The sequence below is a fragment of the Pseudoxanthomonas sp. LjRoot206 genome, from assembly GCF_056175725.1.
This window is the reverse complement of sequence record NZ_JBGFFI010000016.1, coordinates 1-1,234: the sequence shown is the minus strand read 5'-3', so window position 1 is coordinate 1,234 and position 1,234 is coordinate 1. Positions and strand designations below refer to the sequence as shown.

Sequence of the window (1,234 nt, the reverse complement as noted above, 5' to 3'; positions counted from 1 at the left end):
TGAATCGCCCCGGGTTCAGTAGACATCTCCAAGCCGTACATTACGGCAATCATGGAGGTGTGTATGAGCGGCAAGCGGTATTCGGATGAGTTCAAGGCCGAGGCGGCGAAGCAGGTGATCGATCAGGGGCGTTCGGTGCGAGAGGTCTCGACCCGGCTGGGAGTGAGCATCGACTCGCTGTACGCGTGGGTCAGAGAGCAGCGCAAGGCACCGGCTACGCGGCAGGCGGATGCCTCGTTGGTGGCGGAGAACCGTCGTCTTCAGGCCGAGCTCAAGCGGGTAACCGAGGAGCGTGACATCCTAAAAAAGGCCGCCGCGTACTTTGCCAAGGGATAAGGGCGAAGTACGCGTTCATGCAGGCGCATCTGGACGAGTTCCGCGTGGCAAGCATGTGTCGTGTGCTGTGTGTGCAGCGCAGCGGGTTCTACGCATGGCAGCGCCAGCCGCAGAGCGATCGCCATCGCGAGGATCAACGTCTTCTGGGCATGATCAAGCGGGCATGGCTGGAGAGCGGCACGGTCTACGGCTACCGCAAGGTCACCGACGACTTGCGCGACCTGGGTGAGGCTTGCGGCAAGCATCGCGTGGCACGGCTGATGAAGCGGGAAGGTCTGCAGGCGCAAGTGGGTTACGGGCGTCGTCCGCGCCCACGTGGTGGCCGGGTCTCGACGGTCGCGCCGAACCACCTGGATCGGCAGTTCGACGTGGTCGCGCCCAACACGCACTGGGTCACCGACATCACCTACATCCGCACGCACGAGGGCTGGCTGTACCTGGCGGTGGTGCTGGATCTGTACTCACGCCAGGTCGTGGGTTGGGCGATGCAAGGCCAGATGCACGCCGATCTGGTGCTGCAGGCGCTGCTGGCAGCGGTGTGGCGTCGGAAACCGGCGCCCGGACTGATGCTGCACTCGGATCAGGGCAGCCAGTTCACCGGTGCCGAGTGGCAGGCATTCCTGAAGGCCCACGGGATCGTCTGCAGCATGAGCCGGCGCGGCAACTGCCACGACAACGCCGTAGCCGAGAGCTTCTTCCAGTTGCTCAAGCGAGAGCGGATCAGGCGAAAGATCTACCTGACCCGGGATGCGGCACGTAGCGACGTGTTCGACTACATCGAGATGTTCTACAACCCAAAACGCCGGCACGGCTCCAATGGAGGCGTCTCTCCGGTAGAGTTCGAACGGCAGGCGGGACTATCAGGCTTGTAGTTGTCTATGAAACCCGGGGCGATTCA

At 63.0% G+C, this 1,234-nt stretch carries 1 protein-coding gene; it reads left to right on the top strand.

Annotated features, from left to right (window positions below):
- The first annotated feature begins 63 nt into the window (after positions 1–63).
- Positions 64–1,208 (top strand): IS3 family transposase gene (locus tag AC04MD_RS20225; RefSeq protein WP_475498988.1). Its coding sequence is split into 2 segments (ribosomal slippage): positions 64–310 and positions 310–1,208, totalling 1,146 coding nucleotides; the frame shifts between segments, so codons are not numbered across the junction.
- The last annotated feature ends 26 nt before the right edge of the window (positions 1,209–1,234 follow it).